Here is a 16,455-nt window from a genome sequence, read left to right as displayed (position 1 = left end):
AAAACCCTATCAAAATTTTATTTTGCTCCAATTGGACGAATAAAGAGGGGCTATTTTATTCAGGGTCTGCTTAAGTTGTACAATATCCACTTTGGGGCCATCGGTAAATACATTTTGTATTTCCTCCGACTTTGCATCAAAAAAAGTTTGGATCAAAAAAGCATTTGGGTGCCTACCGCCCATGGTCTCGAGCAATCGCATAGTGCCGGCAACCACTTGCTTTCCCGTACTATTATTATCCGCTAGGACGTCCAGTCCTTTTCTGTGATAATTGTACATGACAATTCTATACTCCCTGTAGGAATTGGACAAAAGATTGTCTACCAATTCAAACCTACTTCTTTGTCCGGATGTCTGCGTCCACCCCGAAAAGCCCGCACTTTGGGCCAAGGTAACAACCTGTTGCGCTTTCTTGTAAAAATCGCTTCCCCCCTCCAACGAAAAGGTATCCGCATCCAAGCCTAAAATAATATAGGCATAGTAGGATACGACCCCTACCAAATTGGAAGTTATATTGTTTTCATTTAAGATCAACGGCTGGAACTCTATATAATCAAAACTGAGCTGATTGTCCTTATAATTAAAAACAGGACTTTCATAGGAGGTATTAAAAACAGGCCTTGAAGATTGAATCTGTATATTTCCTTTAAATCTACTGGATTCATATTCTGTAATGGTGATGAAGATTTGGGCATTTACCCTTTCATTTTCCTTGTAGACCCGATTGGACCACCTATTCTTATTTACAAAATCATTTAAGGAGCGTTCGAGCGTCTTGAAAACTTGTTGATTGGTCTGCCCTACCTGGTCCGAATTAATGGTAACCACACAATTTAATTCCTGAGCTCCCAAGCTTATGGAAGTTATAAAACAAATTATGGTTAAAAATAGATTACGCATGGATCCTGGTCTTAATTTCATTTAAAATATCCAGGGCCACCTCTGCCTTGGTTTTTAACTCAAACGTTTTAATATCCAAATTCTTATCTATAAACGATATTTTATTGGTCAATTTTCCAAAACCGGCACCACTATCATTCATGGAATTCAGTACAATGGCATCCAAATTTTTCTTTTTCAATTTTCCTATGGCATTTTCCACCTCATTTTCGGTTTCCAGGGCAAACCCGACCAAAAATTGTTTCTTCTTCATTTCCCCCAAGGAGTACAGTATATCCTTGTTCTTTACCATTGTAAGGGTAAACTCCTCTGCCGTTTTCTTAATTTTCTGTTCGGCCACTAATTTAGGTCTGTAATCAGCCACAGCTGCTGCGCAAATAACGATATCCATATCCGGGTACAAAGCAACTGTTTCTTGGTACATCCCTTCGGCCGAAATTACCCTTATAAGTTCAACCTGGGAATGTTGCAGGCTTAAATGTGACGGACCTGATACGAGATACACCTTTGCTCCAAGCTTGGCGGCATTTTTTGCCAATTCGTACCCCATAAGACCTGATGAATGGTTTCCTATAAATCGGACAGGGTCTATTGCCTCATAGGTAGGGCCGGCAGTTATCAACACTTTCTTACCCCTTAAAGGTAGTCCCTTAGTTAGGTGATCATTAAGGAATTCCACAATATCTTCGGGTTCGGCCATGCGGCCCTCCCCTATCAATCCACTGGCCAATTCTCCTGAAGCAGCTGGAATCATAATATTCCCAAAAGATAATAACTTTTTAAAAGTTGCCGCAGTGGAAGGATGCTTATACATATCCAAGTCCATCGCCGGAGCAAAGTAAACAGGACATTTTGCCGAGAGATAAGTGGCCATCAGCAAATTATCGCAAGTACCATTGGCCATTTTGGACAGGGTATTGGCCGTGGCGGGAGCAATGAGGACAATATCTGCCCAAAGTCCCAATTCTACGTGATTGTTCCAGGAAACACTGCCGTTTTCCTCATTTATAAACGAAGAATGAACCGCATTCTTGGACAGGGTCGCCAAGGTTAAAGGGGTAACAAAAGAGCTGGCGCTTTCCGTTAAAACAACTTTAACGTTAGCGCCAGCTTTAATAAGTAAACGAACTAAAAAAGTGGTTTTATAAGCAGCTATACCCCCAGTAATGCCTAAAAGTATATTCTTACCGCCCAACATCCTTTAAGCGTCTTTCTCTGTATTCCTGTGATAAATTTTGTCATCCAACCATTCCTTTACGGCCAATGCATGTGGTTTGGGCAATTTTTCGTAGAATTTGGAAACCTCGATCTGTTCCTTGTTTTCAAAAACTTCCTCCAAACTATCACTGTAGGTTGCAAACTCTTCCAACTTCTCCAAAAGCTCCTTTTTTATTTCAGAATTAATCTGAACAGCTCTTTTGGCCGCTATTGAAATAGCTTCATAGATATTCCCCGTCTTGGCGTCAAAATCATTTTTATTGATCGTCACCGTGGAAACAGGGGCCTTCGAGTTTTTTAAATCGTTCATATTCATATCAAATCGTATTTTATTTGGAATAAATTTCTAATTCTTTTTCAACTTTTTCCAAGGTCTTATTGGCATCCTTAAGATACTTGGACTCCGGAAAAGATTTTTTGAAAGCCTGATAGGCAGCCTTGGCATCATTCAAGCGTTCTTTTTTAAGATAATCGAAGCTGTTGAGCGCTAAATGGGTTGAGGCGTCAAACTTATAATAAAGGGCATCCTCACGATAAACGGAACCAGGGTTGTCCGAGATAAAGTTATCAAAAGCGGTAACCGCTGGAGTTAAAAAGGTATAATCAAATTCCCCAATAGTGTTGAACTGCTTTGCAATCTCATAAGATTTGCGCTCTTTTTTTGTTGTTAGTTCCCTGGCCATAATATTGGCTTCCACCAAATATTCCGAATCAGGGTAGGCATTGATAAAATTTTGCAACTTAATCAAGGCTTTGTCCGTATCTGTTTGGTCCAAAGAATATTTTGGGGATAGCTTATAATAACTTTTCGCCCCATAAAAGCCTGCCTCTGCAGCCTTATCGCTTTTGGGATAGGATTTTAGGAACCTTTCAAATTGGTAACCTGCCATGTTGTAGTCCTTGGTCTGGAAATAAGAATCCGCCAGAAAGAACATAACGCGCTCCCCCTGTGGCTTTCCAATATACTTTGGGGCTATCTGTTCCAACAATCGGTTCGCCCTTTTAAAATCGCCGGCATCATAAAATTTTTCCGCCAAATCATATTTGGCCTTAACATCTTCATTTTTAAGTACCTTTTGGTACTCACTACAAGAGCCAAGAATGACAACCAATAATAAAAAGGAAAGTAGACGCTTCATTTTTAAAAACATTTTGCAAAATTAAGGATTCTAAACGGATATAAAAAACATTTTTATCGCGCTAAAATAGCCCGCCGCTTTAGCAACTACAACATTTTTGTGCAAGTTTTAACTTTGTTGGAGAAAAATCCTATTGGCAAGATAGCGGCCTTTCACTATACAACCGTCTTTAGCAAGGTGTTCAAAAAACTCTTGATGGTCTTTTTTAGGGTAGAAGTGGCTTCCACCAATGGCAACCTTACAACGGCAGTACCTAGACCAACGGCTTCCAACAATGCCTTGATTCCCGCCGGATTCCCTTCTCTGAAAATCAAATCCATACCATCCTGAAGCGCATAGTGCAAGGCAAAGGCTTCCTTGACCCTGCCAGCCAGCCCCAAACGTATCATTTGGGAAAATTCCGAGGGAAGTCCCTGTCCCAAAACCGATATTACCCCGGAACCACCGGCCAATACCGTGGAAAGTGCCGTAAAATCATCCCCGGAAATTACCATAAAATCAGTGGGCTTGCCTTTAATGGTGCGCATTATTTGAACCATGTCCCCGCAAGCCTCCTTGATACCTATAATATTATTAAAGTCATTGGCCAATCTCAAAACCGTTTCTGGAAGCATATTGCTACCTGTCCTACCTGGTACATTGTACAATATAATAGGTTTGGGCGAGGCCAAGGAAATAGCTTTAAAATGCTGATATATACCCTCTTGCGTAGGCCTGTTGTAATACGGTGAAACCGACAAAATGGCCGCAAAATCCTTAAGGTCGGTATCTTGAAGCTCTTCAACAACAGCGGCCGTATTGTTACTACCTATTCCCAAAACCAATGGCAATCTCCCCGCATTGGCATCCACAATGGTATTTATAACCAGTTGTTTTTCTTTTTTGGTCAGCACAACAGACTCCCCGGTAGTCCCCAAAACAACCAAATAATCTATTCCCCCGTCCACACAATAATTTACGATTTTTGCCAAAGCCATCGTATCTATAGAAAAATCCTCCTTAAAAGGAGTTACTAGGGCAACACCCGTTCCAACTAACTGTTCCATTATTTAATCTCATTTAAAACCCTTAAATACTTCCGTAACTCCTTTTTGAAAGTTTGGAAATCCTTAATGGGAGTATTCAATATCAAATCATTTAAATTCTTATCCACACTGCCAAAACCCACCTTTAGCCTAGCCTTGGTCTTTAACGTCATTAATTGCAACAATAATTTTTCATCCGTATAATAATTGACCAAAAGGTCATATTCCCTATTTAAGAACTCCAAGGCATAGCTGTTTTCTATATTTCCTTTCCACCCCAAATCCTTATTGGAAAAAACTGGGGTTGAATATGGGGAGTTTTTGTCATAAAACTTCTTGTACCCAATTATTTTTACCGAATTGGGCCTTAAGGAAAATTCATCTACAAACTCATAAAACGCATTGGCATTTTCAAACTCGTCCAAATCAACAATACAACCAACAGAACTTATTCCCTTAACCCGGTTAATAGTCTCTTGGGGAGCGTCCAATCCCCGCTGCAGAAACTTTTTACCAGCTCTAAATTTAATTTTTTCCTTAAGCGTTTTTAAAAACATGTATTTTTACATTTCAAGAATGTAAATGTAAATAATATCACCTCAATATTAATACGAAGGTAAGAAGTATATGGATTTAAAAAACAAACATTTTGTTATAATTACAACATTAATGTTTTCGCTAGGTTGCAAGGAATCCGTTCCTATACTAAGAAACATTGAGGGACAAAGGATACAGATCAATTATACTTCAAGTCCAAAAGATTCAATTGAAAACATTATCGCCCCATTTCGCAACAGGATCAACCAGGTGTTGGACAGTGTTTTGGCATATGCCCCAATAGCCATATCCAAAACAGATGGCACACTCAATTCTCCTGCAGGCAATTTAATGGCAGACATCGTAATGCAGGAAGTAAACCCTGTCTTCAAGGCTAGAACAGGCAAAAATATAGATTTTGTACTTCTTAACCATGGGAGTATCAGGTCTATAATTTCGGCAGGGAACATAAGCGAACGTACCGCCTACGAAATAATGCCCTTTGAAAATTCGGTAGTAATAGCCGAATTGGATGGTAAGGCCATCAGGGCCATGGTGTCGTTCCTTATAAAGTCCAGCGTTCCCCACCCCATTGCAGGGATTCAAATAATCGTGGATAAGAATAAAAGTTTGCAAGCTGTAAATATTCAAGGAAAGCCCTTTGACGAAAACAAGACCTATTATGTAGCCACTTCAGATTACTTGATAACCGGTGGTGACAAAATGGATTTTTTAAAGGAACATATTTCTTTGACCGATTCCGACTATTTGATTAGAAATGCCCTGATAGATTATTTCAAAAAAATAGACACTCTCACTGCAGCAACGGATAACCGGTTTATTCAAATCAACTAATTATGGAACGTAGAAAATTCATATCCGGAACAGCTGCTTCAGCCACTTTTATCAGTATTGGGGGACTATCGTTAAATTCCTGCCAAGACTCGGCGAACAAGCACGTTACCATATTGCACACCAATGATGTACATAGCCATATAGATCCCTTTCCTACCGACCACTCCAGCTATCCCAATATGGGCGGTTTGGCAAGAAGGGCGACTTTGGTAGATCAAATCAGAAAAGAAAACCCAAATACACTATTGTTCGATGCAGGGGACATTTTTCAAGGAACGCCCTACTTCAATTTTTATGGGGGAGAACTGGAATTTAAACTGATGAGCATGTTAAAATATGATGCCGCGACCATTGGAAATCATGATTTTGACAATGGCATCAATGGCCTGTATGCCCAACTGCCCTATGCTTCCTTCGATTTTTTATCTGCCAATTATGACTTTGGCAATACGCTTATGGACAGTCATGTGCGGCCTTATAAAACATATATGGTAGATGGAATTAAAATTGGGGTTTTTGGATTGGGCATAGAACTCGCTGGTCTTGTCACTAAAAAACTTTACCAAGAGACGGTATACCTAGACCCTATAGAAATTGCCCAAGACATGAGCCGTACCTTAAAAGAAGAGGAAAAATGCAACTTAATCATTTGTCTTTCCCATTTAGGGTATCAATATCAAAACCCTCAAAAACCGGATGATCTGAAATTAGCCGCACGCACAGAAAACATAGATTTGATTATTGGAGGCCATACACATACATTCTTGGACAGGCCCACCATTGTAAACAATAGAAAAAACCAACAAATGTTGGTAAACCAGGTTGGATGCTTCGGTATTAATTTAGGTCGAATCGACTTCTATTTTGACGATGGCAAACAAAACGGTGCCGAGGGAGTATCCATCAAAGTATAACCACATAGTATGATTCAGGAAAAAGGAAAATCTATAGTTTCAAGGAAAATAATAAAAATAAAGGGAGACGATCTTGTAGAACACACGGACGCCATAGCTGTTGAGGAGCCATTGCAAATTAGTATCAGCGTTTTAAATTTGGATTTTCCCATTACCAACAAAAACATCTCCATTACTATGAGGACCCCTGGCCATGATCAAGACCTGGCCATTGGATTTTTGTTTACAGAGGGCATTATACGGGACTCCGATCAAATAAAAAAGGTCGTCCATACTGAAAACAGCATAAATGTACACCTACATAACTCCGAAGACATAGATCTTGGCAAACTGGAGCGAAATTTCTACACCAGCAGTAGTTGCGGAGTTTGTGGCAAAGCCAGTATCGAAGCCATAAAAACAATATGCAGACTACCACCGTCCCCGGGCGATTTTCAGATTGAAAAAAATCGCATTAAATCCTTTCCCGGCATACTTCAGATAGAGCAGCAAGTATTTAACAATACCGGGGGAATACACGCAGCAGCACTATTTAATATTCAAGGCGAATTGATTGTAATGCGGGAAGACGTTGGAAGACACAATGCTTTGGACAAAATTATTGGAAATGTACTTAGCAAAAGGCTATTGCCCTTAGACCAGTATTTATTGTTTCTAAGCGGTCGTGCCAGCTTCGAATTGATACAAAAAGCGGCCATGGCAGGGATACACTTTGTTATGGCCGTGGGAGCCCCGTCCAGCTTGGCCATAGAAATGGCCATGGAACACAATATTACGCTTATAGGCTTTTTAAGCGAAACCAGGTATAACATCTATTCGGGCTCAAAACGGATTAAAATTTAGGAACCTAAACTTTGAGACTGATTATCGAATACCTAACTTTATAAAATTAAGGTTAAAAAATTGTTTGAATGAAAATTAGGATACAAGGAAATTCGGTTCGTTATAGGCTTACCCGTTCGGAAGTAGCATCGTTGAAGAAAGACGGCTACTATAGGGAGCAGACTGCTTTTGACGGCAAGAATTTCACCTACGCAGTTGCCGCCAAGGAAAACATTACCGACCTTGAAGCGGAATTTCAAGAAAACACCATTACCCTATTTGTACCAAAGAACGACAGTTTAAAATGGCCCGACAATGAACGGGTAGGTTATGAAAACAAAATGATTTTAAAAGACGGTCAGGTACTGAATTTATTATTGGAAAAAGATTTTGTTTGTTTGGATGAACGCCTGGAGGACCAATCCGACAACTATCCCAACCCCGCGGCAATAACCAAGAAATAATGGCCAAAAACCAAGAAAAACCTAAGGCAACGGCACCGGCAAAATTGACCGGTATAAAAACTACTGTTCCAAAAAAAGTAGCTGCAGGTATTCCTGCCGTTATTTCTTCAGCCAAACATGTATTTGGAGAAATGGGACTCGGCCGAGGATTGAAAGCGCTTGCAAACCTCAACCAAAAGGGCGGAATTGATTGTCCCGGCTGTGCCTGGCCAGATCCCGATGATGAGAGAAGCAGCATAGCCGAATACTGCGAGAATGGTGCCAAGGCTATTGCCGAGGAGGCCACTACCAAAAAACTGGACACCGCCTTTTTCCAAGAAAACAGTGTCTCGCAACTTTCCACGCTTTCAGATTATGAAATTGGAAAAAAAGGTAGATTGGCCCAGCCTATGTACTTGCCCGAAGGCTCCGATTATTATCAAGAAATAAGCTGGGAAAGTGCATTTTCCAAAATAGCAGGACATCTAAATGGACTAAAAAGTCCCGACGAGGCCATATTTTATACTTCGGGCAGGACAAGTAACGAGGCTGCCTTCCTGTACCAACTTTTTGTTAGGGAATACGGCACCAACAATATGCCCGACTGCAGTAATATGTGCCATGAAAGTAGTGGCGTTGCCCTAACCGATACCTTGGGTATAGGCAAGGGTTCTGTAAAACTGGAAGATTTTTACAAGACCGAGGTTATCCTTATCCTGGGACAAAATCCGGGCACCAATCATCCAAGAATGCTGAGCGCCCTAAAAAAGGCCAAAGAAAATGGGGCTACCATTATCTCTATAAATCCAATCATTGAAACCGGATTGTTAAATTTCAACAATCCCCAGGAAATAAAAGGTGCCCTGGGAATAAAGTCGAAATTAACCGACCTGTACCTACAGGTGAAAATTAATGGGGATATGGCGCTCCTACAGGCCTTGGCAAAACTTATGTTGATTGAGGAGGACAAACATCCCGGGGCTATTTTTAACTTGGATTTTATCAAAGAAAAAACCCAAGGTTCCGAAGATTACCTAGCTCACCTAAGAACACTGGATCTAGATAAGTTAATAATGGAATGCGGAATTCCACTGCAGACCTTGCAGAGGGTGGCCAAAATACTATGCAACAAAAATAAGATTATTGCTTGCTGGGCCATGGGTCTAACCCAGCACAAGAATTCTGTAAATACCATAAAAGAGGTAGTAAACCTTTTATTACTGAAGGGAAGTATTGGCAAACCTGGAGCCGGCACCTGTCCTGTTCGTGGCCATAGCAATGTACAGGGAGATCGAACCATGGGAATTTACGAAAAGCCTCCCAAGTCATTTTTGGACCGTTTGGAGAAAGTTTTCCATTTTACCCCACCGCGCAAGCATGGATTTGATACGGTAGACAGTATTAATGCCATGCATTGCGGTAAGGCCAAGGTATTTTTTGCCATGGGCGGTAATTTTCTATCCGCTACCCCAGATACCCTGTTTACGGCCGAGGCACTGCAAAAATGTAAGCTAACGGTACAAGTTTCCACCAAATTAAATCGCAGTCATCTTATCCACGGCAAAGAAGCATTAATTTTACCGTGTTTGGGAAGAACGGACAAAGATCTTATGAACGGTGAATTACAGTTTATAAGTGTTGAAAACTCCATGGGGGTCGTTCACAGCTCCAAGGGAAGTCTTAAACCCATATCGTCCCAAATGTTAAGTGAACCTGCCATTGTTTGTCAAATGGCCATGGCAACCCTAAAAAACTCCAAAGTGGATTGGGAAAAATACCTGCAACATTACGACCATATAAGGGACAGCATTGAAGAATGTATTCCTGGATTTGAGGACTACAACCAAAGGGTAAGGCAGCCATCCGGCTTTTACCTACCCAACGGGGCACGGGACAATTCCTTTAACACCACTACTGGAAAGGCCAATTTTAGCATATCCAATAGTGGGGCCATAGCTTTGGACGAAGATGAGCTTTTAATGATGACCATAAGGAGCCACGATCAATATAACACCACTATTTATGGACTCAATGATCGTTACAGGGGCATATTTAATGAACGAAGGGTTATATTGATGCACCCCAAGGATATTGAAGGATACCACCTCAAGGAAAGGGATTTGGTAGACCTTTATAATTTTCACAACAATACAGAAAGGGTAGCGCAAAAGTTCATTGTTCTGCCTTATAATATTCCTGAAAAATGCTGTGCCACCTATTTCCCCGAAGCCAATGTCCTGGTACCATTAAACAGTACAGCCGATAAAAGCAATACCCCTACATCCAAATCAGTGGTCATTAAGCTCAAAAAACATGGATCCTAGCCCTTGCCATGAAGAGTTTGGGGGGTTACCCAATATTGTTAGTTTATTTAAAATAATTATTGCATTATATTCAAAAGCCCTAACTTAAGAGGCACCAAAAATCTAATATTTATCTTAAACCAATTCCAATGTACAAAACTGCATATATTTCAGTTCTTTTATTGCTATTTACGATAAACACCTATAGTCAGGCCAACCAGCGGGAATATTACCAACTAAAAACCTACCTCCTGGATACGGAGGAACAGGAAAAAAGTACTGACGATTACCTAAGTAAAGCCTTATTGCCTGCCCTCAAAAAACTCAATATCAAGAATGTGGGGGTATTTAAACCAAGAACAATCGACTCACTACATCCGCGCAGTATTAAAGTATTGATTCCCATGAAAGCTATTGACGATATGGATACAATGGGAACCAAGCTGCAAAAGGACAAGGTTTATATGGCAACTGCCAAGGATTTTTTGGATGCCCCTTATAACAACCCACCCTATAGCAGGGTTGAATCCGTTATTTTAAAAGCTTTTGTAGAAATGCCTAAAATGAAGCCTTCACCCCTTGGTGGCCCCCGTAAGGACCGAATCTATGAATTAAGAAGTTATGAATCGGCAACAGAGGCCAAATACATCAACAAAGTGGCCATGTTCAACAAAGGTGGGGAAGTAAGCCTTTTCGACAGTTTGGGCTTTAATGCCGTATTCTATGGTGAGGTTTTGTCCGGTGCAACAATGCCGAACCTCATGTATATGACCACCTTTGAAAATCAGGCCAGTAGGGATGCCCATTGGAAATCCTTTTCCGACTCACCTGTATGGAACAAATTAAAATCGGACCCCAATTACCAAAACAACGTTTCCAAAAACGTTACCCGATTCTTCTATCCTACAGAATATTCCGATTATTGATCATACACCCTTTTCTTTTTCCCATGCCAACCTATAAACCAGGAGGCAATGAAAAGTATTTAAAAAAAAGCGGTCATGGGTATAACATGACCGCTTTTTTTATGGTGATAACTACCTGGCATTGCCCCAAAACAACAGTACTACTGTTGAGCTAGAAAAAACGCCACCAATTGGCGTTGTTCAACATCCAATTCTATCTCCGGAAATTTTTTTCCTGCCATTCTATACCAATATCCCGCATTGAACTTATCCCCTTCCTTACGGTGCAAATAGGCATGGATCCAGCTGCCATCTGAAGTATGCAGGTCCTGTGCAATTTCATGGGAAGACTCCCAATCCCCCTTGGCATCGAACCACATGGCCCGTAAGGCTTCGGGCCAAGAGGAGGGTGCCGTTTGTTGGGACAAGGTCGCATTAAACTCTTCTATACTGTTGGGAACGGCCATCATTCTTGATTTATATATACGATTAAGCTACGGTATTGGATAGGGTCCCTATGGAATCGACCGTAATGTTAACAACATCCCCATGGTCCAAGGTAAAAGAATCCGGAGGCACCACTCCCGTCCCTGTCATTAAAAGGCTTCCAAAAGGAAAGGACATTTCACGATACAAATAGTGAACTAGATCGGTGAGTTTTCGTTTCATTTGGCCCACCTCGGTCTCCCCTTCGAACACGGTATTTCCTTTTCGTACAATTTCAATTCTAATCTTGGCATCCATAGAAATAGGTTCCTTGGTCAGCCAAATACAAGGGCCTATAGCCGCAGCGCCATCATAACTCTTGGCTTGGGGAAGGTACAATGGATTCTCACCTTCAATATCCCTGGAGCTCATATCGTTGCCAATAGTGTAGCCAATTATTTTGCCGTTTGGGGTAATCACCAAAGTCAATTCCGGTTCAGGAACGTTCCACTTGGAATCCTTTCTGATCCTTACATCCTGCTTGTGGCCCACTGCCCTACTTGCCGTACTTTTAAAAAACAATTCCGGCCTTTCCGCATTATAAACCCGGTCGTAAAAATCGCCACCACCAGCATCTTTGGATTCTTCAATACGGGCCTCCCTACTCTTGTAGTAGGTTACCCCGGACGCCCAAATTTCTTGTTGACCAACCGGAGGCAGTAAACTTCCATTCAACAAGGCAGCACTATTGTCTATAGGCTGAAGCTTGGAAATTAAACTTAGTGTGTTATCGTAAATGGCATCATCGGTAATAAAGGAATCCCATTCCTTATCGGTAAGATAAAATTTGTGGTTATTTTCAATCAAAACTCCTTGGTTGGTCTTATACACTTTCATTCTATAAAAATTAGATTATTAAACTGATTATGGTTAACACGATCATCGCAGATAAGCCCAGAATGGCAGTCCCCAAACTGTGTGTCCTGTATCCTTGATTTACTTTCATATCGCTTAGCTGGGTAACCACCCAGAAAAAACTGTCATTGGCATGGGAGACGAAGGATGCCCCAGCGCCAATGGCAATGACCGCCAAAGCTTTTGAAACCTCGGTATCAAATCCCATAGCAGGCATTAATGGGGCAATAATGGAAGCTGTTGTAATTATGGCCACTGTAGAGGAACCTTGGGCAGTCTTTATCCCCGCAGCGATCAGAAATGGAAGCCATATTCCAAGATTGCCATTGGAAATACTGCTCTCCAGCAAGGTACTAATATCCGAAGTCTGCAGTACTTTGCCAAAAGCCCCTCCGGCACCGGTTATCAATATAATAATGGCTGCTGACGTAAGTGCCTCCCCTATCCAGCCAGAGGTACTTAACATTTCCTTGTCCAATTTCTTGGGCAGGGTAAACGACAGTACCATTCCGATCAATAAGGCCACCACTGGGTTGCCCACAAACCCTATGGCATACTTAAAGGTTCCGTCCCCAAACGGCAAAGTGGGGTATTCGGCAAAAGACCTCAACACAATAAGAATAATGGGAACAACAATAGGGATGAAGGATTTGAAGATTGACGGAGCATTTTCCAACTGGGAATTGATCTGTTCTTCCGTTAGTTTTGGTGCTGGATCAATGAAAATTTTGGAACCTATTTTTTTGGCAAACAAAATACAGACCAACAAAGCAGGTATACTGGTCATTAGACCAAAGAGGATAACCTGGCCCAAATCGGCACCTAGGATTCCTGCGGCAGCAATAGGGCCGGGAGTTGGTGGCACCATCGTATGGGAAGCCATTAAACCTAGTGACAAGGCTACTGCTGTTCCTGCCAAGGATAATTTTGCCTTTTTGGTAAGTGCCCTATTTAATGGGGAAACAATAATAAAACCGCTATCGGCAAATACAGGTATGGATACAAAGTAACCAATAAACCCCATCGCCATATGTACCCGCTTGGGACCTATAATCTTTAAGACAAGGTTGGCCAAGGTATAGGCTCCGCCCGATTTTTCCAGAAAGGTTCCAATAATTAATCCCGCGATAATAATAATGCCTATTCCTCCGATAGTACTTCCAAAACCATCATTTATGGTTTTAATGAGCTCATCCAAGGGGAGTCCGGAAAAAATACCAAATAACAAACTAGCGGTAAGCAATGCCAAAAATGGGTGAAGCTTAAAACGGGTGGAAGCCACAATAATAAATACAATACAGAGTAGTAGAAGTAGTATGGTATACATAATTACAATTTAATTCAAATATTTTACCTTCATACACCCATATTTTTTTATTTCTTACCCCACACATTTTCCATAGCCATGGACAAAAAATTATAGCATATTCAAGAAATCCGCCTCTGAAATAATCGGGACACCCAGACTTTCGGCCTTGGTCCTTTTGCTCGGGCCCATTTTGTCCCCCGCCACAAGATAAGAAGTTTTTGAAGAAATACTGGAACCTACCTTTCCTCCGTTGTCCTCGATCAATTTTTTAAGTTCATCCCTGCCCAAGTTCTCAAATACCCCTGATACAACAAAGGTCTGCCCCTTTAAGATATCGGTCTGATTCTCCAGTTTGTCGGCAGATACTTCAAATTGCACTCCGTACTCCCTTAACCTGGAAATAATTTCTATATTGATCCCGTTCCTGAAAAATGACACAACACTTTCTGCAATACGTTGACCTATTTCATCGACCGACATTAGCTCTTCTACGGTAGCCATCATGAGCCCGTCTATATTCTTATAGGCCCTTGCGAGTTTCTTGGCCACGGTTTCCCCAACAAACCTTATCCCTAAGGCAAAAAGCACCCTTTCAAATGGTATTTTGACCGATTCGGCAACGCCTTTTACCAGATTTTCGGCCGATTTTTCAGCCATGCGTTCCAAGGGTATCAACTGTTCCTTGGTAAGTAAATAAAGATCCGCATAATTCTCAATAAGACCTTCCTTAAAAAGAAGTTCAACGGTTTCCCCTCCAAGTCCCTCAATATCCATCGCCTTGCGCGAAATATAATGTTGGATACGGCCTGTGATCTGGGGAGGGCATCCATACTCGTTGGGGCAATAGTGTTTGGCATCACCTTCGGAACGCTCCAAGGGCGTGTTACACTCCGGACAATGGTCTATATATTGCGTAGGCTGGGAATGGATAGGTCTTTTCGTAAAATCCACCCCCACTATTTTCGGAATTATTTCTCCCCCTTTCTCCACAAAAACGGTGTCCCCTTCCCTGATATCCAGTTTTTCTATTTGATCTGCATTATGTAAGGAAGCCCTTTTCACCGTAGTACCCGCCAAAAGCACTGGCTTCAAATTGGCCACTGGCGTTATGGCACCTGTGCGACCAACCTGGTAAGTGATTTCGTTTAACACCGTGGAGACTTGCTCTGCCTTAAATTTGTAAGCCATGGCCCAGCGTGGGGATTTGGAGGTGTATCCCAATTCTTCCTGATGTTGAATACTATTTACCTTAATGACCACTCCGTCTGTCTCATATGGCAATTCGTGCCTGTGTTTGTCCCAATACTCTATAAACTCCAGAACCTCATCCGTGGTTTTACATAATGTGGCCGCCTTTGGAACTTTAAACCCAAAACTTCTTGCTTTTTCCAACATTTGGAATTGGGATTCAATTCCCAAATTTACTCCCACTATACTATACAACAAACAATCCAGGGGCCTTTCTGCAACCAAGGCACTATCCTGTAGCTTTAAACTGCCCGAAGCCGTATTTCTAGGGTTCATATAAGGGTCTTCCCCATTTTCTATTCTTTCCTGGTTCATCTTGGCAAAGCCTTCAAAAGGAAGTACTATCTCCCCACGAATATCAAATTTAGGGGGGTAATCCCCTTTTAACTGTAAGGGCACCGATCTTATGGTCTTAATATTACTGGTAACATCATCTCCCTGAAATCCATCCCCCCGTGTCAACCCCCTTACCAACAGGCCATTTTCATAAGTTATACTAATGGAGGCTCCATCATATTTTAATTCACATGTGAATTCAACTTGCGCATCACCCAATATTTTTTGAATCCGTTTTTCCCAATCTTCCAAATCTTCTTTGGAATAGGAATTATCCAAGGAATACATTCTATGCTCGTGAACGACTGTTTCAAAATTCTTGGTAATTGTTCCTCCTACCCTTAAGGTTGGGGAACTGGCATCATAAAATTCAGGGTGTTTTGCCTCAAGAGCCTGCAACTCCTTTAGTTTCATGTCGAACTCAAAATCGGAAATAGTGGCATTGTCCAATACATAATAATTATAATTATGCTCCCTGAGCTCTGTTCTAAGGTTTTCTATTTTTTGTTTTATTTCCATTTATAACTGTTCCTTTTTAATCCATTTTGGCAATGGCAAGGGTTGGTAATTTTTCATTTTTTGTAAAAGTCCGTCAATAGAATTATCAACCAACAAAATATCGTAATACTCCTGCTTCAAAAATCCCTTGGCTACCATAGTCCTCAACATGGCGAGCAATTCATTATAAAATCCATTGATATTTAAAAGACCGATTGGTTTTTGATGGAGTCCCAGTTGTGCCCAGGTAATCATCTCGAATAATTCCTCCATTGTCCCATATCCACCCGGAAGTGTAATAATTCCGTCGGAAAGCTCATGCATCCTTAATTTGCGTTGATGCATATTTTTCGTAATGATGAGTTCTGTAAGTCCGGAATGAAAGACTTCCTTCAATTTCAAAAAGTCAGGAATAACACCTATAACCTTGCCCTTATGGTCCAAGGCTCCCTGAGCCAATTTTCCCATAATGCCTATTTTTGCAGCGCCATAGACCAATGTTATGCCCTCTTTGGCAAATACCGCCCCCAATTCATAGGCACACTCCACTATTTCGGGGTCGTTGCCTTCATTGCTTCCACAAAATACTACTATGTTTTCCATTTTAAATAAACTTTTCACTTGGAAAAATATTAGTGACTACAAATAATAATTTTGAAATT

At 41.2% G+C, this 16,455-nt stretch carries 17 protein-coding genes; 6 read left to right on the top strand and 11 right to left on the bottom strand.

Annotated elements, in window-relative coordinates; translation table 11 throughout:
• Window positions 1–9 precede the first annotated feature (9 nt).
• The 6 genes from C7972_RS20545 to C7972_RS20520 form a co-directional block, all read right to left on the bottom strand.
• A complete protein-coding gene (locus tag C7972_RS20545; protein WP_110358049.1) occupies window positions 10–900 on the bottom strand; it encodes a DUF4835 family protein in 891 nt (296 codons plus the stop codon).
• A complete protein-coding gene (gene coaBC, locus C7972_RS20540; protein ID WP_110358048.1) occupies window positions 893–2,098 on the bottom strand; it encodes a bifunctional phosphopantothenoylcysteine decarboxylase/phosphopantothenate--cysteine ligase CoaBC in 1,206 nt (401 codons plus the stop codon). Before coaBC ends, C7972_RS20545 begins: the two co-directional genes overlap by 8 nt.
• 3 nt (window positions 2,099–2,101) lie before the next feature.
• Entirely contained in the window at window positions 2,102–2,434 is a 333-nt protein-coding gene (locus C7972_RS20535) for a DNA-directed RNA polymerase subunit omega (RefSeq protein ID WP_031444521.1), read from the bottom strand.
• A gap of 13 nt (window positions 2,435–2,447) precedes the next feature.
• A complete protein-coding gene (locus tag C7972_RS20530; protein WP_258364913.1) occupies window positions 2,448–3,257 on the bottom strand; it encodes an outer membrane protein assembly factor BamD in 810 nt (269 codons plus the stop codon).
• Window positions 3,258–3,412: 155 nt separating this feature from the next.
• Complete coding sequence (gene dapA / locus C7972_RS20525; protein ID WP_110358046.1) at window positions 3,413–4,303, bottom strand: 4-hydroxy-tetrahydrodipicolinate synthase; 891 nt, start codon at window positions 4,301–4,303, stop codon at window positions 3,413–3,415.
• Window positions 4,303–4,839 carry a DUF6913 domain-containing protein gene (locus C7972_RS20520; RefSeq protein ID WP_110358045.1) on the bottom strand — a complete coding sequence of 179 codons (537 nt, stop codon included), beginning with the start codon at window positions 4,837–4,839 and terminating at the stop codon, window positions 4,303–4,305. Before C7972_RS20520 ends, dapA begins: the two co-directional genes overlap by 1 nt.
• Before the next feature lie 112 nt (window positions 4,840–4,951).
• Here C7972_RS20520 and C7972_RS20515 point away from each other — a divergent pair, with 112 nt between their 5' ends.
• The 6 genes from C7972_RS20515 (at window position 4,952) to C7972_RS20490 (ending at window position 11,082) form a co-directional block, all read left to right on the top strand.
• Window positions 4,952–5,674, top strand: a complete 723-nt coding sequence (locus tag C7972_RS20515; RefSeq protein WP_258364912.1) for a 5'-nucleotidase C-terminal domain-containing protein — start codon at window positions 4,952–4,954, stop codon at window positions 5,672–5,674.
• Between the two features lie 2 nt (window positions 5,675–5,676).
• Complete coding sequence (locus C7972_RS20510; RefSeq protein WP_110358043.1) at window positions 5,677–6,588, top strand: bifunctional UDP-sugar hydrolase/5'-nucleotidase; 912 nt, start codon at window positions 5,677–5,679, stop codon at window positions 6,586–6,588.
• Window positions 6,589–6,597: 9 nt separating this feature from the next.
• Window positions 6,598–7,431, top strand: coding sequence for a formate dehydrogenase accessory sulfurtransferase FdhD (gene fdhD / locus C7972_RS20505; protein ID WP_110358042.1), 834 nt, complete (start codon window positions 6,598–6,600; stop codon window positions 7,429–7,431).
• 68 nt (window positions 7,432–7,499) lie between these two features.
• Complete coding sequence (locus C7972_RS20500) at window positions 7,500–7,874, top strand: DUF7009 family protein (protein WP_110358041.1); 375 nt, start codon at window positions 7,500–7,502, stop codon at window positions 7,872–7,874.
• Window positions 7,874–10,177, top strand: a complete 2,304-nt coding sequence (locus tag C7972_RS20495; protein ID WP_110358040.1) for an FdhF/YdeP family oxidoreductase — start codon at window positions 7,874–7,876, stop codon at window positions 10,175–10,177. The genes C7972_RS20500 and C7972_RS20495 overlap by 1 nt, the downstream gene beginning before the upstream one ends.
• A 128-nt stretch (window positions 10,178–10,305) precedes the next feature.
• Window positions 10,306–11,082, top strand: a complete 777-nt coding sequence (locus tag C7972_RS20490) for an NIPSNAP family protein (protein ID WP_110358039.1) — start codon at window positions 10,306–10,308, stop codon at window positions 11,080–11,082.
• A gap of 140 nt (window positions 11,083–11,222) precedes the next feature.
• On the opposite strand, the gene C7972_RS20485 is transcribed toward C7972_RS20490, so the two are convergent.
• From C7972_RS20485 to C7972_RS23945, 5 genes are all read right to left on the bottom strand, one after another.
• Complete coding sequence (locus C7972_RS20485) at window positions 11,223–11,531, bottom strand: hypothetical protein (protein WP_258364911.1); 309 nt, start codon at window positions 11,529–11,531, stop codon at window positions 11,223–11,225.
• A 19-nt stretch (window positions 11,532–11,550) separates the two neighbouring features.
• Window positions 11,551–12,384, bottom strand: coding sequence for a fumarylacetoacetate hydrolase family protein (locus C7972_RS20480; protein WP_110358038.1), 834 nt, complete (start codon window positions 12,382–12,384; stop codon window positions 11,551–11,553).
• A gap of 10 nt (window positions 12,385–12,394) precedes the next feature.
• Entirely contained in the window at window positions 12,395–13,729 is a 1,335-nt protein-coding gene (locus C7972_RS20475; protein WP_110358037.1) for a GntP family permease, read from the bottom strand.
• Between the two features lie 90 nt (window positions 13,730–13,819).
• The gene (gene ligA / locus C7972_RS20470; protein WP_110358036.1) at window positions 13,820–15,814 is read right to left on the bottom strand and encodes an NAD-dependent DNA ligase LigA; all 1,995 of its coding nucleotides are present in this window, start codon (window positions 15,812–15,814) and stop codon (window positions 13,820–13,822) included.
• Window positions 15,815–16,396 carry a TIGR00730 family Rossman fold protein gene (locus tag C7972_RS23945; protein WP_181422956.1) on the bottom strand — a complete coding sequence of 194 codons (582 nt, stop codon included), beginning with the start codon at window positions 16,394–16,396 and terminating at the stop codon, window positions 15,815–15,817.
• Between the last annotated feature and the right edge of the window lie 59 nt (window positions 16,397–16,455).

It is taken from the genome of Arenibacter sp. ARW7G5Y1 (assembly GCF_003201775.1).
Lineage (GTDB): Bacteria > Bacteroidota > Bacteroidia > Flavobacteriales > Flavobacteriaceae > Arenibacter.
This window is presented reverse-complemented; position numbering and strand designations above follow the sequence as displayed.

Excerpts from the sequence above, each read along its gene's own strand:
- C7972_RS20545 (WP_110358049.1), bottom strand. The coding sequence starts at position 900 with ATGCGTAATCTATTTTTAACCATAATTTGTTTTATAACTTCCATAAGC.
- coaBC (WP_110358048.1), bottom strand. The coding sequence starts at position 2,098 with ATGTTGGGCGGTAAGAATATACTTTTAGGCATTACTGGGGGTATAGCT.
- C7972_RS20535 (WP_031444521.1), bottom strand. The coding sequence starts at position 2,434 with ATGAATATGAACGATTTAAAAAACTCGAAGGCCCCTGTTTCCACGGTG.
- C7972_RS20530 (WP_258364913.1), bottom strand. The coding sequence starts at position 3,257 with ATGAAGCGTCTACTTTCCTTTTTATTATTGGTTGTCATTCTTGGCTCT.
- dapA (WP_110358046.1), bottom strand. The coding sequence starts at position 4,303 with ATGGAACAGTTAGTTGGAACGGGTGTTGCCCTAGTAACTCCTTTTAAG.
- C7972_RS20520 (WP_110358045.1), bottom strand. The coding sequence starts at position 4,839 with ATGTTTTTAAAAACGCTTAAGGAAAAAATTAAATTTAGAGCTGGTAAA.
- C7972_RS20515 (WP_258364912.1), top strand. The coding sequence starts at position 4,952 with ATGTTTTCGCTAGGTTGCAAGGAATCCGTTCCTATACTAAGAAACATT.
- C7972_RS20510 (WP_110358043.1), top strand. The coding sequence starts at position 5,677 with ATGGAACGTAGAAAATTCATATCCGGAACAGCTGCTTCAGCCACTTTT.
- fdhD (WP_110358042.1), top strand. The coding sequence starts at position 6,598 with ATGATTCAGGAAAAAGGAAAATCTATAGTTTCAAGGAAAATAATAAAA.
- C7972_RS20500 (WP_110358041.1), top strand. The coding sequence starts at position 7,500 with ATGAAAATTAGGATACAAGGAAATTCGGTTCGTTATAGGCTTACCCGT.
- C7972_RS20495 (WP_110358040.1), top strand. The coding sequence starts at position 7,874 with ATGGCCAAAAACCAAGAAAAACCTAAGGCAACGGCACCGGCAAAATTG.
- C7972_RS20490 (WP_110358039.1), top strand. The coding sequence starts at position 10,306 with ATGTACAAAACTGCATATATTTCAGTTCTTTTATTGCTATTTACGATA.
- C7972_RS20485 (WP_258364911.1), bottom strand. The coding sequence starts at position 11,531 with ATGATGGCCGTTCCCAACAGTATAGAAGAGTTTAATGCGACCTTGTCC.
- C7972_RS20480 (WP_110358038.1), bottom strand. The coding sequence starts at position 12,384 with ATGAAAGTGTATAAGACCAACCAAGGAGTTTTGATTGAAAATAACCAC.
- C7972_RS20475 (WP_110358037.1), bottom strand. The coding sequence starts at position 13,729 with ATGTATACCATACTACTTCTACTACTCTGTATTGTATTTATTATTGTG.
- ligA (WP_110358036.1), bottom strand. The coding sequence starts at position 15,814 with ATGGAAATAAAACAAAAAATAGAAAACCTTAGAACAGAGCTCAGGGAG.
- C7972_RS23945 (WP_181422956.1), bottom strand. The coding sequence starts at position 16,396 with ATGGAAAACATAGTAGTATTTTGTGGAAGCAATGAAGGCAACGACCCC.